The 19,354-nt window shown below is 70.6% G+C and carries 19 protein-coding genes; 15 read left to right on the forward strand and 4 right to left on the reverse strand.

Translation table 11 applies throughout. The features are described from left to right. Together ACG02S_RS02360 and ACG02S_RS02365 are read right to left on the reverse strand one after the other, a co-directional pair. Entirely contained in the window at positions 1-240 is a 240-nt protein-coding gene (locus tag ACG02S_RS02360; protein ID WP_394468830.1) for a hypothetical protein, read from the reverse strand. A 126-nt stretch (positions 241-366) separates the two neighbouring features. Next, a complete protein-coding gene (locus tag ACG02S_RS02365; RefSeq protein WP_394468831.1) occupies positions 367-2,793 on the reverse strand; it encodes an ATP-binding cassette domain-containing protein in 2,427 nt (808 codons plus the stop codon). Between the two features lie 190 nt (positions 2,794-2,983). Between ACG02S_RS02365 and ACG02S_RS02370 the strand changes: the two genes are divergently transcribed. Continuing rightward, positions 2,984-3,175 (forward strand): hypothetical protein, encoded by a 192-nt coding sequence (locus ACG02S_RS02370; protein WP_394468832.1) that lies wholly within the window; start codon positions 2,984-2,986, stop codon positions 3,173-3,175. A 10-nt stretch (positions 3,176-3,185) separates the two neighbouring features. Then, entirely contained in the window at positions 3,186-3,506 is a 321-nt protein-coding gene (locus ACG02S_RS02375) for a chemotaxis protein (protein ID WP_394468833.1), read from the forward strand. 16 nt (positions 3,507-3,522) lie between these two features. Here the strand turns inward: ACG02S_RS02375 and ACG02S_RS02380 are convergent, their stop codons facing one another. Then, positions 3,523-4,023 carry a hypothetical protein gene (locus ACG02S_RS02380; RefSeq protein ID WP_394468834.1) on the reverse strand — a complete coding sequence of 167 codons (501 nt, stop codon included), beginning with the start codon at positions 4,021-4,023 and terminating at the stop codon, positions 3,523-3,525. Positions 4,024-4,199: 176 nt separating this feature from the next. On the opposite strand from ACG02S_RS02380, the gene ACG02S_RS02385 reads away from it, so the two are divergent. The 5 genes from ACG02S_RS02385 (at position 4,200) to ACG02S_RS02405 (ending at position 9,663) form a co-directional block, all read left to right on the forward strand. Continuing rightward, a complete protein-coding gene (locus ACG02S_RS02385) occupies positions 4,200-5,186 on the forward strand; it encodes a KpsF/GutQ family sugar-phosphate isomerase (RefSeq protein WP_394468835.1) in 987 nt (328 codons plus the stop codon). Then, positions 5,186-5,761 (forward strand): KdsC family phosphatase, encoded by a 576-nt coding sequence (locus ACG02S_RS02390; RefSeq protein ID WP_394468836.1) that lies wholly within the window; start codon positions 5,186-5,188, stop codon positions 5,759-5,761. The genes ACG02S_RS02385 and ACG02S_RS02390 overlap by 1 nt, the downstream gene beginning before the upstream one ends. 8 nt (positions 5,762-5,769) lie before the next feature. Beyond that, a complete protein-coding gene (gene lptC / locus ACG02S_RS02395) occupies positions 5,770-6,417 on the forward strand; it encodes an LPS export ABC transporter periplasmic protein LptC (protein ID WP_394468837.1) in 648 nt (215 codons plus the stop codon). Beyond that, the gene (locus ACG02S_RS02400) at positions 6,414-7,187 is read left to right on the forward strand and encodes an SDR family oxidoreductase (protein ID WP_394468838.1); all 774 of its coding nucleotides are present in this window, start codon (positions 6,414-6,416) and stop codon (positions 7,185-7,187) included. Before lptC ends, ACG02S_RS02400 begins: the two co-directional genes overlap by 4 nt. Positions 7,188-7,380: 193 nt before the next feature. After that, entirely contained in the window at positions 7,381-9,663 is a 2,283-nt protein-coding gene (locus tag ACG02S_RS02405) for a DUF5916 domain-containing protein (RefSeq protein WP_394468839.1), read from the forward strand. A gap of 85 nt (positions 9,664-9,748) precedes the next feature. Here the strand turns inward: ACG02S_RS02405 and ACG02S_RS02410 are convergent, their stop codons facing one another. After that, on the reverse strand, positions 9,749-10,309 hold the full coding sequence (locus ACG02S_RS02410; RefSeq protein WP_394468840.1) for an RNA recognition motif domain-containing protein: 561 nt from the start codon (positions 10,307-10,309) through the stop codon (positions 9,749-9,751). Between the two features lie 224 nt (positions 10,310-10,533). On the opposite strand from ACG02S_RS02410, the gene ACG02S_RS02415 reads away from it, so the two are divergent. From ACG02S_RS02415 to ACG02S_RS02450, 8 genes are all read left to right on the forward strand, one after another. Beyond that, positions 10,534-11,433, forward strand: a complete 900-nt coding sequence (locus tag ACG02S_RS02415; RefSeq protein ID WP_394468841.1) for a hypothetical protein — start codon at positions 10,534-10,536, stop codon at positions 11,431-11,433. 57 nt (positions 11,434-11,490) lie between these two features. Further along, positions 11,491-12,126, forward strand: a complete 636-nt coding sequence (locus ACG02S_RS02420; protein WP_394468842.1) for a MarC family protein — start codon at positions 11,491-11,493, stop codon at positions 12,124-12,126. Positions 12,127-12,135: 9 nt separating this feature from the next. After that, entirely contained in the window at positions 12,136-13,161 is a 1,026-nt protein-coding gene (locus tag ACG02S_RS02425) for an NAD(P)H-dependent flavin oxidoreductase (RefSeq protein ID WP_394468843.1), read from the forward strand. After that, positions 13,158-13,835 (forward strand): two-component system response regulator CreB, encoded by a 678-nt coding sequence (creB, locus tag ACG02S_RS02430; protein ID WP_394468844.1) that lies wholly within the window; start codon positions 13,158-13,160, stop codon positions 13,833-13,835. Before ACG02S_RS02425 ends, creB begins: the two co-directional genes overlap by 4 nt. After that, entirely contained in the window at positions 13,832-15,250 is a 1,419-nt protein-coding gene (gene creC / locus ACG02S_RS02435; RefSeq protein ID WP_394468845.1) for a two-component system sensor histidine kinase CreC, read from the forward strand. The genes creB and creC overlap by 4 nt, the downstream gene beginning before the upstream one ends. Before the next feature lie 60 nt (positions 15,251-15,310). Beyond that, a complete protein-coding gene (gene creD / locus ACG02S_RS02440) occupies positions 15,311-16,699 on the forward strand; it encodes a cell envelope integrity protein CreD (protein ID WP_394468846.1) in 1,389 nt (462 codons plus the stop codon). Between the two features lie 14 nt (positions 16,700-16,713). Beyond that, complete coding sequence (locus ACG02S_RS02445) at positions 16,714-18,375, forward strand: GMC family oxidoreductase (protein ID WP_394468847.1); 1,662 nt, start codon at positions 16,714-16,716, stop codon at positions 18,373-18,375. Between the two features lie 217 nt (positions 18,376-18,592). Continuing rightward, on the forward strand, positions 18,593-19,294 hold the full coding sequence (locus tag ACG02S_RS02450) for a PEP-CTERM sorting domain-containing protein (RefSeq protein ID WP_394468848.1): 702 nt from the start codon (positions 18,593-18,595) through the stop codon (positions 19,292-19,294). Positions 19,295-19,354: the final 60 nt, after the last annotated feature.

A 19,354-nucleotide genomic window follows, 5' to 3' on the forward strand; every position in this document is an offset into this window, starting at 1 on the left:
TCAGCGGCGGCGTCGGGTCTCGATGACCGCGGCCTCCTGCATCGGCTCGTAGACACGGCGGCTGCCTTCCTCCAGCGCCTGCTCGATGGCGCGGCGCACCAGCCGAGGCGGCGCAGGCGCGTCGTCCAGCCCGGAGGGCAGGCTGTCCAGCGACAGCACAGGTTCGATCAAGTGGGCCGGCATGCCGGGTTGGGGCATCAGCGCGTTCCACAGGCGGCGGGGTGTGGGCATGTGGCTCATGGTGGTTGGAAGGAGTCGCGTGCATTCAAGTAGACGCCTTTCGCGCGGCCATGGCGACACGCCGGCACCACTGCGAATTGGGGGTTGCCAGCGTGATTCGTGCCATCTTGCGCAGCTGCAGCCGGCTCAGCGGCCGGCCGCGCGCACGTAGTCGGCCAGGTGCCGGCCCGTCAGCGTCGAGGGCTGCTTCACCAGCGCGGCGGGCGTGCCTTCGAAGACCACCCGGCCGCCCTCGTGGCCCGCGCCCGGGCCGAGGTCGATGATCCAGTCTGCGTGCGCCATGACCGCCTGGTGGTGCTCGATGACGATGACGGCCTTGCCGGCATCCACCAGCCGGTCCAGCAGCGCCAGCAGCTGCTGCACGTCCGCCAGGTGCAGGCCGGTGGTGGGCTCGTCCAGCACGTAGATGCCGCCCTTCTCGGCCAGGTGGGTGGCCAGCTTCAGGCGCTGGCGCTCGCCACCGGACAGAGTCGTCAGCGGCTGGCCCAGGCTCAGGTAGCCCAGGCCCACGTCGGCCAGCCGCTCCAGGATGGCGTGGGCGGCCGGCGTCTTCGCGGCGCCCTGGCCGAAGAACTCTCGCGCCGCCGTGACCGGCATGGCCAGCACCTCGCTGATGTCGCGACCGCCCAGCTGGTACTCCAGCACCGCGGCCTGGAAGCGCTTGCCGCCGCAGTCCTCGCAGACGGTCGACACGGTGGCCATGGGCCCGAGGTCCGTGAAGATGAGGCCGGCGCCGTTGCAAGTCGGACAGGCGCCCTCGGAGTTGGCGCTGAACAGCGCGGGCTTGACGCCGTTGGCCTTGGCGAAGGCGTTGCGGATGGGGTCGAGCAGGCCCGTGTAGGTGGCGGGGTTGCTGCGCCGCGAGCCGCGGATGGTGGCCTGGTCGACGGTGACGACACCGTGCTGCGCGGCCACCGAGCCGTGGATCAGCGAGCTTTTGCCCGAGCCGGCCACGCCCGTGACGACGCACAGCACGCCCAGCGGGATGTCCACGCTGACCTGCTGCAGGTTATGCGTGCTGGCGCCGCGCACCTTCAGCGCACCCGTGGGCTGGCGCACACGGGCTTTCAGCGCTGCACGGTCGTCCAGGTGGCGGCCGGTCAGCGTGCCGCTGGTGCGCAGGCCGGTCACGTCGCCCTGGTACACCACCTCGCCGCCCGCGCTGCCGGCGCGTGGGCCCAGATCCACGACGTGGTCGGCGATGGCGATGACCTCGGGCTTGTGTTCCACCACCAGCACCGTGTTGCCCTTGTCGCGCAGGCGCAGCAGCAGCTCGTTCATGCGCTGGATGTCGTGCGGGTGCAGGCCCACAGTAGGTTCGTCGAACACGTAGGTCACGTCGGTCAGCGCGGAGCCCAGGTGGCGGATCATCTTCACGCGCTGCGCCTCGCCGCCCGACAGCGTGCCCGACGGCCGCTCCAGCGACAGGTAGCCCAGGCCGATCTCGGTGAACGCGTCCAGCGCCTGCTGCAAGCTCTGCAGCAGCGGCGCGACGCCCGGCGCCTCCTTCGCGGTTTTCAGGCTGCGCACCCAGTCGGCGAGGTCGCTGATCTGCATGGCGCAGGCCTCGGCGATGCCGAGCTTGCCGATGCGCACCGAGCGCGCGGCTTCGGACAGCCGCGTGCCGTGGCAATCTGGGCAGGTCTGGAAGGTGATGGCGCGCTCCACGAAGGCGCGGATGTGCGGCTGCATGGCATCCACGTCCTTGCCCAGGAACGACTTCTGGATGCCCGGGATCAGCCCCAGGTAGGTCAGGTTGATGCCCGCGACCTTGATCTTGGTGGCCTCCTTGTGCAGCAGGTCGTGCAGCTCGCGCTTGGTGAACTTCGCAATGGGCTTGTCTGGGTCGAAGAAGCCGCAGCCGCGGAAGATGCGGCCGGACCAGCCCTCCATGCTGTAGCCGGGGATGGTGATAGCGCCTTCATTGAGCGACTTGCTGGCATCAAACAGCTGCGTGAGGTCGAAGTCGCTGACCGAGCCCATGCCCTCGCAGCGCGGGCACATGCCGCCGGTGCGCGAGAACGTCTGCTTGACGGCTTGGCTGGCGCCGCCCTTGTCCACCGTGATCACGCCGGTGGCCTGCACCGACGGCACGTTGAACGCGAACGCGCTGGGCGGGCCGATGTGCGGCTTGCCGACGCGGCTGAACAGGATGCGCAGCAGCGCGTTGACATCTGTCACCGTGCCCACCGTGGAGCGCGCGTTAGCGCCCATGCGCTCCTGGTCCACGATGATGGCCGTCGTGATGCCCTCCAGCACGTCCACCTCGGGCCTCGCCAGCGTCGGCATGAAGCCTTGCACGAAGGCGCTGTAGGTCTCGTTGATGAGGCGCTGCGATTCGGCCGCGAGGGTGTCGAACACCAGCGAGCTCTTGCCCGAGCCCGACACGCCGGTGAACACGGTCAGGCGCCGCTTGGGCAGGTCGACGCTGACGTCCTTCAGGTTGTTCTCGCGCGCGCCCTGCACGCGAATCAGGTCATGGCTGTCGGCGCGGTGCGGCGCGGTGGCCGTCGCCTGGCGCGGCGTCTTGCTGGGCGTCTTCTTTGTGGACATCGCGTGACTCGGGTGGAGGAAAGGGTCGCATGTTGCGTGGCCGCGCCGCGGCTTCGCAATCCCCGCAGCCCGCGCGCGTGCCGCCGGATGTCAGCAGTGATGTCCTACGGCCGGCGCGCCCACGTCCTACGCCCGTGGCCGCTAGAGCGGCGCAGACTGGCTCCTCGCAGTCATGAACCAAGGAAGCGACATGCCCACCCCCAACACCCGCATGAACAACCGCAAGCCCATCGACACCGTGGGCCACCCGCGTGACGACGGGCACAAGCTCGACAAGATGCCCCACGACGTCCCGCGGTCCGCCAAGGACAAGGCCGAGGCCATCGAGGCGGCCGAGCATGGCAAGGACGACGCGCACCCGCCCGCCGGTCGAGAGCACTGAGGAGATCACCATGGGACACAGCAGCCTGCTGGGCATCGACAAGGCACCCCAGCGCCCCCAGGGCACGGATGAAGAAGCGCTCGGCCCGTCCGACAGCACCGACAGCGGCAGCGACACGCTGGGCGCCGACCGCCTGCCGGCCGCCGACCCCGGCGAGCCGGTGGACGTCACGCTGAGTCGCGACCAGGCCCTGGCGCCCATCGAGGGCACGGGCGAGGACTCGGACGAGACCGAGGCGTCGGACATCGGCGTCGACCGCATCATCGAAGCGCCCGACAACGACGAGCCGCTCGTCGACGCCGAGTTCGGCACCCAGACGGCGCGGCGCTAGCCGCGCAGCGGGTGCGTCAGCCCGCCTTGGACGGCGCGGCCACGCAGGTCTTGGCAACGGCAAGCCCGCGCAGGAAGCCGCGCCTGACGCCGCCGGCCGTGATGGCCGCGCTGACCTGTTTGGCATAGCGCTCGGCGCCGCTGAGCTTGCGCACCCAGCCGCGGAACGGCATGACGCCTTCCGCGGTGCGCTGCAGCGCGTTCGCGGCGGCGTCCTCGCCGCGCTCCAGCAGGCCGGTGTTGCCGTTGCTGGCCGGGGCATCCAGGTCGGGGCCCAGCACTTCATCCAGGTCGCGAATGGCCGTCGCGATGCCGGCACAGCTCGCATCGGCCGGCATGGCATACGGCGCGGTGGCCGCGGCCTTCAGCGCTGGCGGGATGTCCGCGCGCACGACGTTCAGGTCGGACAACGGCGTGGTGGCCGCCTTGGTGGCTGCGTTGGCGGCCTTGTCCTGGCTGGAGGACGCGCAGGCCGTCAGGGCTGCAGCGAGGAGGAGGGTGAGGTGGTGTGGGCGCATGGCCTGCGCATCATCTCAGCGATGCATCAATCTTCAGCAGCGCGCGGCGCCCGGGCCGAGGTCTTTTTCACCCCGCGCGTTCTGGCGTCTTGCTGGAGCTGCCCATTGCCGGACAGCCGGGCCCACGCCCCGGCCCCGTCTCGGTGGCAACCGTGGAGCCTGTCTACACTGGCCGCATGAGTTCCCCCGTTTTCGATGCCCCGCGTGCCATCCGCATGGGGCAGCAGGCCCTCGCGGTCGAGGCCCGCGCGCTGACCGAGCTGGGTCCGCGGCTGGGCGACGCCTTCGCCCGCGCCGTGCAGGCCGTGCTGGCCTGCCGGGGTCGCGTCGCCGTCATGGGCATGGGCAAGAGCGGCCACGTGGGCCGCAAGATCGCCGCGACCCTGGCCTCCACCGGCACGCCTGCGCTGTTCGTCCATCCTGCCGAGGCGGCGCATGGCGACCTGGGTATGGTCACGCCCGGCGACATCGTGCTGGCGCTGTCCAACTCCGGCGAGAGCGACGAGCTGAACGCCATCCTGCCGGTGCTCAAGCGCCTGGGCATCCCGGTCATCGCGATGACCGGCCGTGGCGAGTCCAGCCTTGCCGCGCATGCCGACGTGGTGCTGGACAGCGCCGTGCCCGAGGAGGCTTGCCCGCTGCAACTGGCGCCCACGGCTAGCACCACGGCGCAGATGGCGCTGGGCGACGCGCTGGCCGTGGCGCTGCTGGACGCGCGCGGCTTCAAGGCCGAGGACTTCGCGCGCTCGCACCCCGGCGGTGCGCTGGGACGCAAGCTGCTGACGCATGTGCGCGACCTGATGCGCAGCGGCGATGCGCTGCCGCGCGTGGCCGGCACGACCAGCTTCACCGACCTGATGCGCGAGATGAGCGCCAAGGCATTGGGCATGGCGGTCGTCGTCGATGCCGATGACCGCGTGCAAGGCATCTTCACGGACGGCGACCTGCGCCGCCTCATTGAGCAAGGCCGCGACCTGCGCGCGCTGACGGCCGCCGAGGTGGCCCACGCGAAGCCGCGCACGGTGGGCGCCGACGCACTGGCCGTGGACGCGGCCGACCTGATGGAAGCAGCGCGCATCACGGTGGTCCTCGTCGTCGATGCCGAGAAGCGCCTGCTGGGGGCGATCAGCATCAACGACCTGATGCGCGCGAAGGTGATTTGATGGCGGCGCTGAGCTTTCCTCCCGAGCTCCTGGTCAAGGCGCAGGGCACGGGCCTGGGCGTCAAGCTGGCGCTCTTCGATGTCGACGGCGTGCTGACCGATGGCCGTATCTACATCGGCGCCAACGGAGAAGACCAGAAGGCCTTCTCCACGCTGGACGGCCATGGCCTGAAGCTGCTGCAGCAGGCCGGCATCACGCCCGTCATCATCACCGGCCGCGACAGCCCCGGCGTGCGCCGGCGTGTGGCCGACCTGGGCCTGACGCACGCCATGCACGGCGTGAAGGACAAGCTGGCCGCCGCCACGCCGCTGCTGGCCCAGTTCGGCGCCACGTGGGGCGAGGTCGCTGCCATCGGCGACGACTGGCCCGACCTGCCGCTGCTGGCCCGCGCGGGTTTCGCCGCCGCGCCGCCCGGCGCGCATGCCGAGGCCAGGGGTGTGGCGCACTACATCACCCAGGCCGCCGCGGGCTACGGCGCCGCGCGCGAATTCTGCGATCTGCTGCTGATGGCGGCCGGCCACTACGAGCGGCTGCTGCGCGCGCATCACGACACGCTGGATGGGGGCAAGTCTTGACTGCTGCGTTGCCCGCCCCGCTGCCCAGCCGCCGCCAGCGCGCCCAACCCTGGTTGTGGCGGCTGCAGAGCGTGGTGTCCAACTACCTGCCGCTGCTGCTGATGGCGGTGCTCGCCAGCGGCACCTGGTGGCTGGTGAAGAACACGCCGGTGCTGGGTGATCCGGGCGAGCGCGCGCCGCTGCGCCACGTGCCCGACTACCGCATGGCCAACTTCGAGATCCAGCGCATTGGTGCGGACGGGCGCCTGAACGTGCAGATCGCCGGTGCGGAGCTGCGCCACTACCCCGACACCGACACGATAGAGATTGACAACGTGCGCCTGCGCGCGGTGGCGCCTGATGGCACGCTGGCGCTGGCCGAGGCCAAGCGCGCGTTGAGCAATGGCGACGGCAGCGACCTGCAATTGCTGGGCGACGTGCGGCTGCGCCGCCTGCCGGCCGGCTCGGGCGAAAGCGGTCCGGCACTGATGGAAGTGCGCGGCGAGTTCCTGCAGGCCTTGTCCAACAGCGAGATCCTGCGCTCGCACCTGCCGGTCACGATCCGCCAGGGCGGCACGACGCTGAACACCAGCAACTTCGAGTACCGCCACCTGACCGGCCGGCTGACCTTCACCGGCAAGGCGCAGGGGCAGATCGTTTCCCGGACGCCGCGATGAGCGAGCTGGTGTTCATCACCGGTGCCTCCAGCGGCATCGGCCAGGCGTTGGCGCTGCGCTACTACCGCGACGGCGCCCGCCTTGCGCTGGTCGCGCGCCGCACCGCCGAGGTCGAACGCTGGGCCGCGGAGCAGCAGCTCGACGGCGCACGCTTCAAAGTCTACGGCGCCGACGTGGCCGACAGCGAATCCATCGCCCATGCGGGGCGCGACTGCATCGACGCGCAAGGCCTGCCGGACGTCGTCATCGCCAACGCCGGCATCAGTATCGGCATGGACACCACCCAGTTCGCCGACCTCGACGTGATGCGCCGCGTGTTCGCGACCAACAACGTCGGCCTGGCCGCGACCTTCCACCCGTTCGTCGCGGCGATGAATGCGCGCGGCTCGGGCACGCTGGTGGGCATCGCCAGCGTGGCCGCCATCCGCGGCCTGCCGGGGCACGGCGCGTACAGCGCCAGCAAGTCCGCCGTCGTCGCCTACTGCGAGAGTCTGCGTGGCGAATGCCGGCCGTTCGGCGTCAAGGTGGTCACGCTGCTGCCGGGCTACATCGACACGCCGCTGACGCGCGGCAATCGCTACAGCATGCCTTTCCTGATGCCGGTGGACGACTTCGCCGACCAGGCCGTGCGAAGCATCCGCGCGCAGGTCAGCTACCGCGTCATCCCGTGGCAGATGGGTGTGCTGGCCAAGATCCTGCGGCTGCTGCCCAACCGGCTGTACGACCACGCGCTGGCAGGCCGCGCCCGCAAGAAGCGCGCGGGCGAGTAGCTACACTGCGGGCCTCGCACCGATTGCCGCACGACCACAGCGGCCGAGGAGGGCACCATGCTGAAGGTTCTTCACCCCTGCTGACGACCGCGCGCTGACGTTCATTCCAGCGCGCGCTGCCGCTGCCCGCCACCGGGCCTCCTAGCATTTCGCCGCACCCGACCCGGGCTGCGGCCCTCGGTTCGTTCACATCATGACATTCCGCCTCCTTGGCCTGGGACTGCTCGCCCTGGCCCTGCCGGCCTGGGCCCACAACCACCCCACGGCCTTGCGCCTCGCCACCACTGACGCGCCGCCGCAGATCGACGGTCGTCTCGACGACTCCGCCTGGCTGCGTGCGCCCGCGCACGACCGCTTCGTGCAATACCTGCCAGCCGACAGGCAGCCTGCGCGCTGGCGCACCAGCGTGCAGGTGCTCGTCACCGCCGATGCGCTGGTGTTCGGGATCCGCGCCTGGGACCCGCAGCCCGAGCGCATCCGCGCGCCGCTGGCCCGGCGTGACCAGGTCAAAGCCGACCAGGACTTCGTGTCCGTCTTCATCGACGCCGTGGGGCACCGCCGCACTGCGCAGTACGTGCGCGTCAGCGCAGCCGGTGCGGTGGAAGACGGGCTGTACGCCGCCGAGGAAGCCAGCGAGGACGCGGCGCCCGACTTCGATGTGCAGGCCGCCGTGCAGCGCCTGCCCGACGGCTACAGCGTGGAGCTGCGCTGGCCGCTGGCGGCGCTGCGCTATCCGCATGCGGACGGCGCGCCCTGGCGCGTCATGGTCGCGCGCAGCATCCCGCGCGAGGAGCGCACGCTGAACCTCAGTGCGCCGCTGACCAAAGACGCGCTGCACTTCATCGCCGAGCTGCAGCCGCTGGAGGGCCTGGACGATCTGGTCGAGCAGGTGCGCGAGCGCGGCTTCTTTGCGTTGCGCCCTGAGCTGACGCTGCGCAGCACGCGCGACACCGATGCGGACGGCACGACGCGGCGCGCGCGCAAGGCCTCGCTGGGCGCCGAGTTCAAGTGGCGGCCGCGCGCCGACTGGGTCATCGACGCGACGCTGAACCCCGACTTCTCGCAGGTGGAGCTGGACGCGCCGCAACTGGCCGGCAACACGCGCTTCGCGCTCAGCGTGCCGGAGAAGCGGCCGTTCTTCCTGGAAAGCGCCGACGTGGTGGGCCCGACGCAGCCCGACGAGTCCGGCGAGAACCGCAGCCTCGCGGCCTTTTACACGCGCGCCATCACCGACCCCGACTGGGGCCTGCGTGCCACCTGGCGCGGCGCCGGCGCCGAGGCCACTGCGCTGCACCTGCGCGACGCCGGCGGCGGCCCGGTGCTGCGTGCCGGTGCGTTCGCCACCCGCGTGGGCACGCAGCCGCGTGACTCCGAGGCCAGCTTCGCGCGGGGCCGGCGGCAGTTCGGCCCCATTGGGCTGGCCGGTCTGCTGTCGCGTCGCGACTTCGGCCATGGCCTGGGCACGCAGGTGGTCGGCAGCGACGGCGTCTGGCGGGCCGGCGACAGCGATCAGTGGCGCGGCCACCTGCTGCTGTCCAGCACCACGCTGGGCGTGGACGACGCGGGCGACGTGCAGCGGGTCGACCGACAGCGCGGCCACCGCGCCTGGCTGGGCTGGCGCCATCTCGACGCGGACTGGTTCGCCAACGTCAACGTGGAGGAGATCAGCCCGCGCTTCGCCAACGACAACGGCTTCGTCAACCAGAGCGGCGTGCGCCGCGCGTCGGCGTTCGGCTATCTGCGCCTGGGCGAACGCGAGCTGGCGGGCCTGGCCATGCACGAGAGCGAACTGCAGCTGACGGTGCAGCAGACCCAGACCGTTGCCGACCCCTTGCTGCGCGTGGCGGGCGGGCAGGTCGTCGACCGGCTGTTCCGCCCCGGCTTCTGGTTCGCCGCAGCGCGCAACACCGGCGTCTGGGGCCATGTGGGGCTGGACAGCCTGCGCGCGAAAAGCGGCGGCCGCCTGCACGACACGCGCACGCTGATGCTGGGCTTCGAGTCCAACCCGGGCGAGCTGTTGAGCTTCCTGATGGCCGAGGTCGAATGGGGCCGCCGGCTGGACGTGGACGCCGACCGTGTCGGCACCGGCCTGCAGGCGCAGTTCGAGGCCAAGCTGCGCACGCCGCTGCCCGCGGGCTGGTGGCTGGAGTTCGAGCAGCGCCTGGGCCTGGGCTGGGTGGACGGGCCCTCGGGTCAGCGCGCCTTCACGGACCGCAGCGCGCAGACCCTTGTCGTGCTGCACCTCAGCGCGCGTGACTCGCTGCGCGTCATCCACCAGCAGACCCGCTTCACGCGGCGCGCGGATGTCAGTGCGGAGCTGGCCGCGGAGGACGGGACCGATCGCCAACTGGCCCTGATGTTCCAGCATCGCATCGGCCTGTCGCGCATCTTCAGCCTGGGCCTGAACCGCGCCAGCGAACGCCCGGGACTCGCCCGTCACAGTGAACTGTTCGCCAAGCTGACGCTGGGCTACTGAACGAAAAAGGCCCCACGCGGGGCCCCAGAAAGACACAAGGCGCCCGAAGGCGCCTTGCTTGTTGCTAGCCGGTCAGGGCTGGCGATCAGTAGCCACCGCCACCGTAGCCGCCGCCACCGCCGGAGCGGCCGCCGCCACCGTAGCCGCCGCCACCGGAACGGCCGCCGCCGCCACCGTAGCCGCCGCCACCACCACCACCGCCGTAGCCGCCGCCACCGCCGGAGCGGCCACCGCCACCACCGCCGTAGCCGCCGCCACCACCGTAGCCGCCACCGCTGCTACCGCCACCGCCGTAGCCGCCGCCACCCGAACGGCCACCGCCGCCGAAGCCGCCGCCGCCCGAACGGCCACCGCCGCCGAAGCCACCACCGCCGCCGCCGAAGCCGCCCGGACGCTCTTCACGGGGACGAGCCTCGTTCACAACGATGGCGCGGCCTTCGAGGGCCTGGCCGTTCATGCCATTGATGGCGGCTTGCGCCTCGGCATCGGAACCCATTTCGACGAAGCCGAAACCTTTGGAGCGGCCCGTCTCACGATCCATCATGACCTTTGCGGAGGTCACGGTGCCGAACTGACCGAATGCCTCTTGCAGCGATTCGTCACGCACGCTGTAGGCCAGATTGCCTACATAAAGCTTGTTTCCCATGGGGAAGCCCTTCTCTAACTCAAAAATCAAAAAACCATGTGGAGCTTCAACCCATCGTGAACCATTCAAGCGAAGGTGCGGCGTCCAGACACAGGCAAATCATTATGGTGGTGGGGTCCGCGCTTTCGAATAGCGGCCTTTTACAAGTGTTGTTTTTCCGAGCTAGCACAAACCCTGGCGACGCCGCTGTCACATCGTCGCGTCATGGATACGATCACTGCCAGATGACCCAATCCCTGCTTCCCTCGCTGGCCCGCGTGCTTGCCAGCATCGATGCCACGCGCAACCTGCGTGCGCTCTATGCCCTGTTGATGGGGTTCTGCGTGGCGGGGCTGCTGCTGGCGATGGCGCGCTCCGCGCTGGGCCGGGAGCAGGACCTGTTGGGGGCGCTGTGGCTGGGCCTGGCTCTGGCTGTCGCCTTTTTCAGCGTCAATGCCACGGGCCTGATGCTGATGGACCAGGCGCGCGGCCGGACGGTGCGCGATCCGCAGGACGCGCTGTCGCAGGCGTTGCGGGGCAGCCACCGCGTGTTGCTGGCGCTGCTGGTCTGCGTGATGGTGTCCGCGGTGGGCGTGGCGGCGCTGGCTGCGCTGCTGTGGGCCACGCGCCTGCCCTGGCTGGGGGCGCCGTTGCTGGGCGTGGTGCTGCCCTTGGGCGTGCTGCTGCTGGGCGGCATGGCGTTCGTCCTGGTCATTCTGGTCGGTCCGCTGGCCGGGCCGGCGGTGTGGGCGGGGCGGCACAGCCGCGAGGTGCTGGTGTTCCTGCGCGGCCGCCTGCGCCATGGCCTGCCCGAGACAGCGCTGCTGATGGCGGCCGTCTATCTGATGGTCGCGCTGGCGACCGCGGCGGTCAGCTTCGTCGTCGTCACTGGCAGCCAGCTGCTGGCGGGGCTGGCCATCCTGGGCGTCGGCGTCGATCTACCGGCGCGCCAGCTGCTGGCGGGTGTCATGGGCCTGGGTCCGCGGGGCCTGAATGCCAGCGGCGTGGCGCTGCAGGGCGGCAGCCTGGGGCTGGCGGCGCTGATCGGCGGCGGCGTGGTGTTCGCGCTGGCGCTGGTGCTGCCCACGCTGGTGTGGCTGCGCGGCTGCTGCGCGGTGTACCTGGCGGTGACCGAAGCCGACTGACCGCGGCGCCCGATTCCGCAGGTCGCAGACAGCGGGCAGCCCGCACAATCGCCGCCCATGGACATCGTCAAGCCCCTCGTCGCGCTGCTGGCCATCGTCAACCCGGTCGGCGTGGTGCCTTTCTTCATCCACTTCACCAGCAGCTTCTCGCGCGAGCAGCGGCGCAGGACCATCCTCGTCAGCGCCTGCACGGCGGGCATCGTCATCGCGTTGTCGGCGTTGTTCGGGCTCAAGATCATCGAGTTTTTCGGCATCTCGCTGGCCAGCTTCCAGGTCGGCGGCGGCTGCCTGCTGCTGATCAGTTCGCTGCAGATGCTGAACGCCAAGCCCGCCGAGGTGGGACCGCAAGACGTCAGCGACGGCGACAGCAAGGTGGACGCCGGCGCCAGCATCGCAGTGGTGCCGCTGGCCATTCCGCTGCTGACCGGGCCGGCCACCATCTCCACCATGGTCATCTACGCCGATAAGACCCGGCACTGGTGGGAGCTGGCCGTGCTATGCGGCTACGGCGTGGTCGTGGCGGTGGTGACGTTCGTGACCTTCTCGGCCTCCGGCCGCATCGCCCGCGTGCTGGGCCAGACCGGCATCAACATCATGACGCGGCTGATGGGCCTCATCCTCGCTGCGCTGGCGGTGGAGTTGCTGGCTGACGGGTTGATGAAGCTGTTCCCGGTGCTGGCCGGCGGCCGCTAGCAGGTCGACATGAGCCTGTTCCACCTGCCGCCCATCTGGATGGCACCGATGGCGGGCGAGGCCGCCAGTGCCGCGCTGGTGGCCGCGGTGTCGGCCGGCGGCGGGTTCGGTCAACTCGGCGCGGCCTACCTGGCGCCGGCGCGCATCGGCGAGATCGCCGCCGACATCAGAGCACGTACGAGCCAACCCTTCGGCATCAATCTGTTCTGCCCGCAACCCTGGCAGCGTGATGACGCCGCGCTGGACGCCTACCTTGCGCGGCTGGCCGTCTGGCATGCCGAGCTGGGTCTGGCGGCGCCCGCGCGGCCCGCGCAGTTCGAGGAGGACTTCGAGGCCCAGCTCGCCGCCACCATCGCTGCCCAGCCGGCCGCCATCAGCTTCGTCATGGGTGACCCCGGCGCGGCGCGTGTGGCGGCGCTCAAGGCCCAAGGCTTCACCGTGCTTGGCACAGCCACCCAGGTGTCCGAAGGGCTGGCGCTGCAGGCCAGCGGCGTCGATGCGGTCATTGCCCAGGGCTTTGAGGCCGGCGGCCACCGAGGCGGCTTCCTCGGCAGCGCGGAAGGCGCGCTGATCGGCACGATGGCGCTGGTGCCGCAGCTGGTCGACGCGCTGGACATCCCGGTCATCGCGGCCGGTGGCATTGCCGATGCACGCGGCGTGGCGGCGGCGCAGGCGCTGGGCGCCAGCGCGGCGACGGTGGGCACGGCTTTCCTGATGGTGGACGAATGCCCGCTGTCGTCGGCCTACCGCACCGCGCTACTGGCCGCGCGCGACGCCGACTCAACGCTGACCCGCGCTTTCTCTGGCCGGCTGGCCCGCGGCGTGGCCAACCGCCTCACGCGCGAACTCGACGGCGTGGCGTTGCCGGACTTCCCGCAGCCCAATGCCGCCAGCCGCCCGCTGCGCCAGGCCGCCGCCAAGGCGGGCCAGGCCGACTTCATCAGCCTGTGGGCCGGCCAGGCGCTGCCGCTCAGCCGTGCGACCGGCACGGCCGCCGAGCTGGTGTCGGCGCTGGCCAAAGGCTGGCGCGCGTGAGCGCCCGTGTGCTGCTGCTGGAAGACGACCCCGCCATCGCGGACACGGTCGCGTTCGCGCTGCGCCGCGAGGGTTTTGCCGTCGAGCACCGCGGCTGGCTCGCCGAGGCGCGCGAGCGGCTGCGCGGCAGCCCGGCGCCGGACCTGCTGATCCTGGACATCGGCCTGCCCGACGGCCACGGCCTGGACCTGTGCCGTGAGCTGCGCGCCGGCCGGCTGCGCCACCTTCCCGTCATCGTGCTCAGCGCGCGCAGCGACGAAATGGACCGCGTGCTGGGCCTGGAGCTGGGCGCCGACGACTACCTCGCCAAGCCCTTCAGCCCGCGCGAGCTGGTGGCGCGCGTGCGGGCGCTGCTGCGGCGCGCCCAGGCCGCGCCCGCCGAGCCGGGCGCGAGCGCCGGCTTCGACGTGGACGGCGCGCGCGTGCGGCTGGATGGTCAGCTGCTGAACCTCACCAAGCTGGAGCTGGGCCTGCTGCTGAAGCTGCTGGCCGCGCCGCAGCGCATCCACTCGCGTGACGCGCTGCTGGATGCCGTCTGGGGCAGCAGCGCCGACAGCGGCGATCGCACGGTGGACACGCATATCAAGACCTTGCGCGCCAAGCTGCGCGAGGCCGCGCCGACGCGCGACCCGATCAAGACGCACCGAGGCCTGGGCTATTCGCTAGAGCCATGAGACTCGGCCTGCGCGTCTTCTTCGGCTTCTTCCTGATCGCCGGCCTCAGCGCCTTGCTGCTGCTGAAGGTCTTCCTCGCCGAGGTGAAGCCCAGCGTGCGCGAGGTCATGGAAGACCTGATGGTGGACACGGCCCACCTGCTGGCCGAGGTGGCGGCGGATGAGATGGCGGCCGGCCCGCCGGCGCCGGACGGGCGCCTGGCCGCGCAGCTGCAGCGTTACGTCAACCGCGACGTGGACGTGATGATCTGGGGGCTGCGCAAGCAGAGCCTGGACCTGCGCATCTACGTGACCGACGCGCAGGGGGGCGTCGTGCTGGACTCGGGCACGCCGTCCGCCGTGGGTCAGGACTATTCGCAGTGGAACGACGTGGCGCGGACGCTGCGCGGCAGCTACGGTGCACGCGCCAGCCCCTACGGCCGGGGCGACAGCACCTTGCTGGTCGTCGCCGCGCCGGTGCTGAAGGACGGTCGCACACTCGGCGTCGTCAGCGTCGCTAAGCCGGTGGCCAGCGTGCAGCGCTTCATCGACCGCGCGGAGCGCCGCGTGTTCTGGGCGGGCGCCGCGCTGCTGGCGGCCAGCCTGGTCGTGGGCGTGGCCGTCACGCTGTGGCTGGTGGCCAGCGTGCGGCGGCTGCGCCGCTATGCGCAGCAGGTGCAGGCCGGCCAGAGCCTGGCGCCGCCCGACGTGCCCGGCGAGCTGGGCGACCTGGCCCACGCGATGGACGCCATGCGCCGCCGGCTGGAAGGCCGCGAGCAGCTGGAGCACGATGTGCGCGCGCTGACGCATGAGCTGAAGAGCCCGCTGGCCGCGCTGCGCGCCAGCGGCGAGCTGCTGCAGGACGAGCTGCCCGCCGCCGACCGCCAGCGCTTTGCCGCCCAGGTGCTGGACCAGACTGCGCGGCTGCAGACGCTGGTGGAGCGCGTGCTGGCGCTGTCGCAGCTGGAGGCGCAGGTCGAACCCGGTCAGCGCCAGCAGCTGGCACTGGCCGCGTGGGCCGATGCGCAGCTGGCGCGCCAGGAGCCGCGCTTGAAGCAGCAGCGCGTGCAGGTGGTCTGGGGCCAGCGCGACGACGTGACCGTGGCGGCCGATCCGGCACTGCTGGAGCTGGCCTTCGGCAATGTGCTGGTCAATGCGTTGGACTTCGCTCCCGCCGGATCAGTGCTGGCGCTGGCCGTCAGCGCCACGCCAGCCAGTGTGCGGCTGACGTTGCGCGACCACGGCCCGGGCGTGCCGGTGGCCGGGTTTGTACAGCTGGGCCAGCGCTTCTTCTCGACGGCGCGGCCCGGCAGCCTCGTGAAGGGTTCTGGCCTGGGCCTGGCCATCGCGCGGCGCGTGATGGAACTGCACGGCGGGCGGCTGGTGTTCGAGGCGGCGGAGCCGGGGTTGAAGGTCACGCTGGTGCTGCCGCACTGACTTCACGGCCACTTCACACAGCCCTTCCTGCCCTCACATCGCGTCGCGATGCTGAATGGCATGAACAAACCTCTCATCCTCAAGCTGGCCATCCTGCTGGTCATCACCGTCTTCATCTGCATCGTGCTGGCCCAGATCGGCGGCCTCGTGAGCGAGCGTCAGGCGCGCCAGCGCGAAGCGGCGCAGAGCGTGGAGCAGTCGCTGGCCGGCCCGCAAGCGCTCGCCGGGCCGCTGATTGCGCGCAGCTGCAAGGAGACCTGGACGACGCTGACAGACGACGGCAAGAAGGAGGTCGTGCAGTCCCGCAACTTCTGGCTGGTGGCGGCGCCTTCCAAGCTGAATATCAGCGGCGGCATCAGCCCCGAAGTGCGGCACCGCGGCCTCTTCAAGGTGAACACCTATGCCAGCCAGCTCGATGTGCAGGCGCGCTGGGACCGGCTGGACATGCCCGCACCCAAGGCCGAGCACGCAGGCGGCCGACTTGCCTGCGGTGAGCTGGCCATCGTCGTCACGCTGAGCGACCCGCGTGGCATACGCACCGCCGATCTCAAGCTCAATGGCCGCGCCATGGCCTTGCAGCCTGGCACCCCGCATACTGCCTTTCGCGGTGTGCATGCACTGCTCCCCGAGGTGAAGCCGGAGGAAGCGCTGACCGTGTCGCTCAAGCTCGCGCTCGTCGGCAGCCAGCGTCTGGGCATCGTGCCGGCGGCGGGCGACACGCGGGTCTCGTTGCAGTCGAGCTGGAAGCACCCCAGCTTCAACGGCCAGTTCCTGCCCATCGAGCGCCAGGTTGGCGTCAGCGGCTTCACAGCTCAGTGGGCCGTGTCCTCGCTTGCCAGCACGGCGGTGGCGGACCTGGAGGCCGGCAAGCCACTGCCCGAGCTGCCGCGCGGCGGGCTGGTGTCGTACCAAGGTGACGACTCAACGCCCGTCCATGCCAATGCGGGTCGCCTGGACGTGCTGGCCGTCGAACTCATCGACCCCGTGAACCCCTACGTGATGAGCGACCGCGCCATCAAGTACGGCCTGATGTTCATCGCGCTGACCTTCATCACCGTGGGCCTGACCGAGCTGTTGACCGGCCGCCGCGTGCACCCGGTGCAATACCTGCTGGTGGGCCTGGCGCTGAGCCTGTTCTTCCTGCTGCTGCTGAGCCTGTCGGAGCACCTGCCGTTCGTCGTGTCCTACCTGATTGCTGCGGGCGCTGCGGCCGTGGTGCTGACGCAATACGCCGCGGCCATGCTGAGCGGCTGGCTGCGGGGGCTGTCCTTCGGCGGCGGCATCGTGCTGCTGTACGGCGCGCTGTACGTGCTGCTGAGCCGCGAGCAGACCGCGCTGGTCATCGGCGCCGTGATGCTGTTCGGCGTGCTGGCCGCCGTGATGACGCTGACGCGCAAGCTGGACTGGTACCGCCTGGGCGGCGGGGAAAGGGTGGGCTCAGCCGAGTGAATTACGCTCGGCCCATGTCCCAACAAGGTTTCGACTACATCATCGTGGGCGCCGGCACGGCCGGCTGCCTGCTGGCCAACCGGCTCAGCGCCGACCGCAACAAGCGCGTGCTGCTCATCGAGGCCGGCGGCAAGGACGACTACCACTGGATCCACATCCCCGTCGGCTACCTGCACTGCATCGGCAACCCGCGCACCGACTGGTGCTTCAGCACCGAGCCCGAGGCGGGCCTCAACGGCCGCAGCCTGCGCTACCCACGCGGCAAGGTGCTGGGCGGCAGCTCCAGCATCAACGGCATGATCTACATGCGCGGCCAGAGCCGCGACTACGACCAGTGGGCCGATCTGACTGGCGACGACACCTGGCGCTGGGAGCGCGTGCTGAAGGCCTTCAAGAAGCACGAGGACCACTGGCGGCTGGACGACCCCAAGACTGCGCCCGAGGGCTTTTCCGACCTGCACGGCCCGCTGCCCGGCAAGAAGGGCGAATGGCGCGTTGAGCAGCAGCGGCTGCGCTGGCCCCTCCTCGACGCCTTCTCGCAGGCGGCGCAGCAGGCGGGCATCCCGGCCACCGGCGACTTCAATGCCGGCAACAACGAAGGCGTGGGTTACTTCGAGGTCAACCAGAAGCAGGGCCTGCGCTGGAACGCGGCCAAGGCCTTCCTGCGACCCACCTGCTTCGGGCGGCCCAATTTCGAGATGTGGACCGGCGCGCACGTGAAGCGGCTGCGGCTGATGCAAGATGATGCCGGCCTGCGCTGCGGCGGCGTGGAGGTGCAGACGCCGCACGGCATCGAGCAGCCCTGGCTGCTGGCCGGCGGCGAGGTCATCCTGGCCGCGGGCGCGATTGGCTCGCCGCAGCTGCTGCAGGTGTCCGGCGTGGGCCCGGGCGAACTGCTGCAGGGGCTGGGCATCAAGGTTGCCCTTGACCTTCGCGGCGTGGGCGCGAACCTGCAGGACCACCTGCAGCTGCGCTCGGTCTACAAGGTCAGCGGCGCGAGGACGCTGAACACGCGTTCCGCCTCGCTTCTGGGCAAGGCCTTCATCGGCCTGGAGTACGCGCTGCGCCGCAGCGGCCCGATGAGCATGGCGCCGTCGCAGCTGGGCGCCTTCACGCGCAGCAGCCCGGACAAGACCTGGCCCGACCTCGAGTACCACGTGCAGCCGCTGTCGCTGGACGCCTTCGGCGAACCGCTGCACGGCTTCGATGCATTCACGGCCAGCGTCTGCAACCTGAACCCGACGAGCCGCGGCACCAGCCACATCACGTCGCCCGACGCGGCCGCGGCACCGGCCATCCGTCCCAACTACCTGGCCACCGACGCCGACCGGCAGGTGGCGGTGGAGAGCCTGAAGCTGACGCGACGCATCGTCGCCCAGCCGGCGCTGGCGGGCTTCAAGCCCGAGGAGTACAAGCCCGGCCCGCAGGTCCAGACGGATGAGGACCTGGCGCGGGTGACCGGCGACATCGCCACGACTATCTTCCATCCGGTGGGCACCTGCAGGATGGGCCGCAAAGACGACCCGGACGCCGTCGTCGATTCGCGCCTGCGCGTGCGCGGCGTGATCGGGCTGCGCGTGGCGGATGCGAGCGTGATGCCCACCATCACCAGCGGGAACACGAACTCGCCCACGTTGATGATTGCGGAGAAGCTGGCCGGGTGGATGGTGGGTTAGGCCGGGCGCCTCGCCCGTGCCACGAGCCGGCGCTGCGGCACGGCGACGGCTGCCTGGGGCATGCCGCACGGGGTGGGACGCCGGTGCACCTGTGGCGGTTGCTGGAACGGGGGATCGGCTAGGGAAAACACGGCCCCGCCCTTGAGGGTGAGACGCTGACCGTGCCGTCGCGTGACGACCAGAATCCGCCCCCGGTAACGGCTCAGCGGATAACAGGATGCGCATCAGATCGTGGATCGCGGCGGCGGCATTGGCGCTCACTGCGCCGGCATGGGCATTGCCCGTGACGAAGGTCGAGTGGGTGCAGCGGACCGGCACGACGAACGGCACGGACGCCGTCGAGATATGGCTGCGGCTCACCACACACGCCGATGCCAGCCCGCTGTTCCTTGACGGATCGACCACCAGCTTCGATGCCAAGGATTTCGAAACGCTCTCGAATCGCGGTTTCGCCCGCATCGACAGGATTTACAACTCCGGAGCGACGTCCTTCGGACGCGGCGACAACTTCTGCCCGCCGCCCCCGGCGCGCGGCTGCAGCGACGCGGCGTCGCCCTGGCGCTTCCAGTTCAATCGCGGCGCCGACTCGTTCTTCGCTGCGCAGGCCGAGCATTTGGCCGCCGGGCAGTCGCGCGACTACCTGTTTGCCACCTTCACGCCCAAAAATGGCGCCGTGGCCCCTGGCATCTACAGTCTCGGGAACGCCGAGCTCTCGCTGGGCGTGGACGGCGTCGATGTCGATGGCAACAGGCTGGCGTTCTCGCTGCGGCTGGGAGCCACATGCGGCGAGGGAGCTGCAGACTGTGCGTTCTCGCGCACCGTCACCGCCGTGCCGGAGCCGGCGACTGCTGCGTTGATGGGGCTGGGTCTGCTGGGGATGGTGATGGCGAGGAACTGGCGCAGGCAACGGCCCGGCTGACGGGCGACACGGCTGCCCGTCGCCGGACATGTCAGGCGAGGGGCGCCCACGGCCGACAAT

Source organism: Pelomonas dachongensis, from assembly GCF_043555865.1.
GTDB lineage: Bacteria > Pseudomonadota > Gammaproteobacteria > Burkholderiales > Burkholderiaceae_C > Pelomonas > Pelomonas dachongensis.

Excerpts from the sequence above, each read along its gene's own strand:
- creD (WP_394468846.1), top strand. The coding sequence starts at position 15,311 with ATGAACAAACCTCTCATCCTCAAGCTGGCCATCCTGCTGGTCATCACC.
- ACG02S_RS02415 (WP_394468841.1), top strand. The coding sequence starts at position 10,534 with ATGACCCAATCCCTGCTTCCCTCGCTGGCCCGCGTGCTTGCCAGCATC.
- ACG02S_RS02400 (WP_394468838.1), top strand. The coding sequence starts at position 6,414 with ATGAGCGAGCTGGTGTTCATCACCGGTGCCTCCAGCGGCATCGGCCAG.
- ACG02S_RS02420 (WP_394468842.1), top strand. The coding sequence starts at position 11,491 with ATGGACATCGTCAAGCCCCTCGTCGCGCTGCTGGCCATCGTCAACCCG.
- ACG02S_RS02375 (WP_394468833.1), top strand. The coding sequence starts at position 3,186 with ATGGGACACAGCAGCCTGCTGGGCATCGACAAGGCACCCCAGCGCCCC.
- creC (WP_394468845.1), top strand. The coding sequence starts at position 13,832 with ATGAGACTCGGCCTGCGCGTCTTCTTCGGCTTCTTCCTGATCGCCGGC.
- ACG02S_RS02445 (WP_394468847.1), top strand. The coding sequence starts at position 16,714 with ATGTCCCAACAAGGTTTCGACTACATCATCGTGGGCGCCGGCACGGCC.
- ACG02S_RS02385 (WP_394468835.1), top strand. The coding sequence starts at position 4,200 with ATGAGTTCCCCCGTTTTCGATGCCCCGCGTGCCATCCGCATGGGGCAG.
- ACG02S_RS02370 (WP_394468832.1), top strand. The coding sequence starts at position 2,984 with ATGCCCACCCCCAACACCCGCATGAACAACCGCAAGCCCATCGACACC.
- ACG02S_RS02410 (WP_394468840.1), bottom strand. The coding sequence starts at position 10,309 with ATGGGAAACAAGCTTTATGTAGGCAATCTGGCCTACAGCGTGCGTGAC.
- ACG02S_RS02365 (WP_394468831.1), bottom strand. The coding sequence starts at position 2,793 with ATGTCCACAAAGAAGACGCCCAGCAAGACGCCGCGCCAGGCGACGGCC.
- ACG02S_RS02450 (WP_394468848.1), top strand. The coding sequence starts at position 18,593 with ATGCGCATCAGATCGTGGATCGCGGCGGCGGCATTGGCGCTCACTGCG.
- ACG02S_RS02390 (WP_394468836.1), top strand. The coding sequence starts at position 5,186 with ATGGCGGCGCTGAGCTTTCCTCCCGAGCTCCTGGTCAAGGCGCAGGGC.
- ACG02S_RS02380 (WP_394468834.1), bottom strand. The coding sequence starts at position 4,023 with ATGCGCCCACACCACCTCACCCTCCTCCTCGCTGCAGCCCTGACGGCC.
- ACG02S_RS02360 (WP_394468830.1), bottom strand. The coding sequence starts at position 240 with ATGAGCCACATGCCCACACCCCGCCGCCTGTGGAACGCGCTGATGCCC.
- ACG02S_RS02425 (WP_394468843.1), top strand. The coding sequence starts at position 12,136 with ATGAGCCTGTTCCACCTGCCGCCCATCTGGATGGCACCGATGGCGGGC.
- ACG02S_RS02405 (WP_394468839.1), top strand. The coding sequence starts at position 7,381 with ATGACATTCCGCCTCCTTGGCCTGGGACTGCTCGCCCTGGCCCTGCCG.